Consider the following 3,369-nt stretch of genomic DNA (forward strand, 5'->3'; position numbering starts at 1 on the left):
GTCGTGGTGTCCGTGTTCACGAGACGCTGGGAGCGCGGTTGCAGTGGCCACGCGGTCATTATGTCGGTCGCGGGATCGCAAGCCACGACCACCCCCATGCATGTCGCCCACCGGTGCTTTCTACTGTGGAAGCGTGCTTCCCCTTCATGCGGCCCCCGGCGACCAGATCGAGCCGTTCACGCCGCTCCGGTTGCTGACCGCATGGACCTTCGAACCGGTGTTACTCGGCGTGATCGTCCTCTTGGCGGCGCTCTACCTGTACGGCGTGCACAAGCTGCGCGCGCGGGGCGACAAGTGGTCTCGCGGCCGTACCTTCGCGTTCGTCGGACTGGGCCTGGGAAGCGCTGTCATCGCCACTCAGTCAGCTCTCGGCACGTACGACACGGTGCTGCTCAGCGTGCACATGGCCCAGCACATGGTGCTGTCGATGCTCACGCCGCTGATGATGGCGCTCGGCGCGCCGGTGACGCTGGCGTTGCGCACCCTGCCGGCCCGGCCGCGGAAATGGTTGCTCTCCGTGTTGCACTCGGGGTTCGCGAAGGTGATGTGCTTCCCGCTGATCGGCTTCGCGCTGTTCGTCCTGAGCCCTTGGGCGCTCTACTTCAGCGGCTGGTACGACGCCACCTTGCGCTCGACGGTGCTGCACGACCTGCTGCACCTGCACTTCATCCTGGTCGGCGCACTGTTCTTCTGGCCGCTGCTCGGCCTGGACCCGGTGCCGGGGCGGGTGATCTACCCCTTCCGGCTGATCATGACGTTCCTCACGCTGCCGTTCCACGCGTTCCTCGGGATCACCATCATGTCCGCGAACACACTGATCGCCGAGGACTGGTACACCAGCTTCGAGCGGACCTGGCCGCCGTCGCCGCTGCACGACCAGTACATCGCCGGCGGGCTCCTCTGGGGGTCCGGTGACATCGTCGGACTGGTGTTCTTCGGGGTGCTGTTCGTCCAGTGGGTGAAGGAGTCGCAGCGGGAGGCCCGCCGCGAGGACCGCCGGCTGGACCGGTTGGAGGAACAGGCTCGCCGAAGCGGACAGGCTCCCCGGTAGCATTCGCCGTGATGTTTGCATGTCCACTCGTCACCGACACACAGCTTGGGATGGATCGATGAGTTCAGAGCGTCCGCTGAAGGTGCTCGTCTACAGCGACGACCGTACGACGCGGGAGTCCGTCCGGCTGGCGCTCGGCAAGCGTCCCGCCGCCGATCTGCCCACGATCGAGTACGTTGAGTGCGCGACCGAGCCGGCCGTGATCAAGACCATGGACAAGGGCGGGATCGACTTGGCCATCCTGGACGGCGAGGCGGTGCCGGCCGGCGGGATGGGGATCGCCCGGCAACTCAAGGACGAGATCTTCCAGTGCCCGCCGGTGCTCGTCGTCACCGGGCGCCCGCAGGACGCCTGGCTGGCCACCTGGTCGCGGGCCGAGGCAGCGGTCTCGCACCCGATCGATCCGGTCCGGCTGGCCGAGGTCACCGCCGACCTGCTCCGGCAGCGGCTGGCCAAGCTGCCCGCCACGACCGCCTGACCGCCGGTATGGCCGCGTACAGCTGGCCGCAGGTCCTGAACCCGCTGCTCCGGCGGGAGGACCTGGACGCCTCCGCGACCGCGTGGGCGATGGAGCAGATCCTGTCCGGTGCGGCGTCGCCGGCACAGCTCGCCGGGTTCGTGATCGCCTTGCGTTCCAAGGGCGAGACGGTCACCGAGGTCGAGGGCCTGGTCGCGACCATGCGCGACTTCGCCACCCGGATCTCGGTGCCGGGCCGCACCCTCGACGTGGTCGGCACCGGCGGTGACCAGGCCCACACGGTGAACATCAGCACGATGTCCGCGATCGTCGCGGCCGGTGCGGGCGCCAAGGTGCTCAAGCACGGCAACCGCGCGGCCTCGTCGGCGTGTGGCGCGGCCGACGTTCTCGAGGAGCTCGGCGTACCGCTCGACCTCACCGCGGCGCAGGTGGCGGAGGTGGGGGAGCAGGCCGGGATCACGTTCTGCTTCGCCCCGGCGTTCCACCCTGCGCTGCGGCACGCCGCGGTACCGCGGCGGGAGCTCGGCGTGCCGACGACGTTCAACTTCCTCGGCCCGCTGGCGAACCCGGGTGACCCGTCCGCGCAGGCGGTCGGGGTCGGCGACAGCCGGATCGCCGGGCTGATGGCCGGTGTCCTCGCGCGGCGCGGGATCGATGCGCTGGTGTTCCATGGCGACGACGGGCTGGACGAGCTGACGACCCGGACGACGTCGCAGGTGTGGACCGTCGGCAAGGGGTCGGTGGAAGGACCGTTCACGGTGGATCCGCGGGAGCTCGGGATCGCGCCGGTGGCGGCGGACGCGCTGAAGGGTGCGGACGCGGCCTTCAACGCCAAGGTCGTCCGCGCGCTGCTCGACGGCGAGCCGGGGGCGGTGCGGGACGTCGTACTGCTGAACGCCGGTGCGGCGCTGGCGGCGTACTCACCGACCGACGAGCCGATCACCAGCCGGATCCGGGCCGGAATGGATCAGGCCGCCGAGGCGATCGACTCGGGTGCGGCCAAGGACGTGCTCGACCGTTGGATCGCTGCCTGCGACTCGGTGCGCTAAGGGTTCCACGACGGGCCGGCGGAGCTTCCCGCCGGCCCGCTCGCGTGGCTACCGGTTGATCTTGATCTGGCTGACCTTGTCGCGCCAGACCTGGTGCCAGTCGGGCGTCGAGCCGGCGATGTCCGCGATCGAGACCGCCGCCGTGCCGTCGCCGCGGTCGATCAGCGCGATCATGATCGTCGAGAACGTTTCCTTCAGCCCCGGCTGCGCGACCGCGATCCGCGCGGTGATCTCGTGCCCCGGGTGGCCGTCGACGGTGATCGCGGTGTGCGTGACCGCCGAGATCTTCGCGTTCTTGTCGTACAGGCTGACGACCGCGCGCGAACCGGCCTGGCTCGCCGCCGCACGCCGGCCCGCCGCGGTGTTGACGTACTTGATCTCCGGCGCCAGCTGACCGAACGCGACGTAGTTGCCCCAGTCGCTCTTCTTGCCGTCGTAGTTCTTGTGCACCACGAACCAGATCGCCGCTCCGCCCCACAGGCCGGTCCGGTCGAACTCACTGGTCCACGCCGAGCTCATGATCGGCATGACGTCGTTGTTCGCCGCCGTCATCTCGGTGCCGAGCACCTTGCCGGTCGGAGTCGGCGTCTTCGACGGCTTCACCGACGGATCCACCGTCTCCATCGGCGTCTGCCCACCCGACGGCAACGTCACCGGCGCGACCGCGTCCGCCTTCGTCCAGATCCACCCGACACTGATCCCGGTAGTCGCCAGCGCCGCCAACACCAGCACAAGCGCACCAACCAACCGCGCCCTCATGGCGCCGTCCCCCGACGACGACCCCCCACCAC

Annotated in this window: 4 protein-coding genes; 3 read left to right on the plus strand and 1 reads right to left on the minus strand. The window is 69.5% G+C overall.

What is annotated here, in order from left to right:
* Window positions 1–133: 133 nt before the first annotated feature.
* Genes E1218_RS35190 through trpD form a run of 3 tightly spaced genes read left to right on the plus strand, consistent with a single transcriptional unit; the run spans window position 134 to window position 2,578 of the window.
* Window positions 134–1,051: a cytochrome c oxidase assembly protein gene (locus tag E1218_RS35190; RefSeq protein WP_132327357.1), complete on the plus strand. Its 918-nt coding sequence runs from the start codon at window positions 134–136 to the stop codon at window positions 1,049–1,051.
* Window positions 1,052–1,109: 58 nt separating this feature from the next.
* Window positions 1,110–1,529, plus strand: coding sequence for an Rv3143 family two-component system response regulator (locus tag E1218_RS35195; RefSeq protein ID WP_132327358.1), 420 nt, complete (start codon window positions 1,110–1,112; stop codon window positions 1,527–1,529).
* A gap of 8 nt (window positions 1,530–1,537) precedes the next feature.
* On the plus strand, window positions 1,538–2,578 hold the full coding sequence (trpD, locus tag E1218_RS35200) for an anthranilate phosphoribosyltransferase (RefSeq protein ID WP_132327359.1): 1,041 nt from the start codon (window positions 1,538–1,540) through the stop codon (window positions 2,576–2,578).
* Window positions 2,579–2,626: 48 nt separating this feature from the next.
* Here trpD and E1218_RS35205 read toward each other — a convergent pair.
* The coding region (locus E1218_RS35205; RefSeq protein WP_325052880.1) for a hypothetical protein at window positions 2,627–3,369 on the minus strand (743 nt) is incomplete at its 5' end.

Origin of the sequence: Kribbella turkmenica, assembly GCF_004348725.1 — a bacterium.
Classification (GTDB): Bacteria; Actinomycetota; Actinomycetes; order Propionibacteriales; family Kribbellaceae; genus Kribbella; species Kribbella turkmenica.

Excerpts from the sequence above, each read along its gene's own strand:
- E1218_RS35195 (WP_132327358.1), top strand. The coding sequence starts at position 1,110 with ATGAGTTCAGAGCGTCCGCTGAAGGTGCTCGTCTACAGCGACGACCGT.
- trpD (WP_132327359.1), top strand. The coding sequence starts at position 1,538 with ATGGCCGCGTACAGCTGGCCGCAGGTCCTGAACCCGCTGCTCCGGCGG.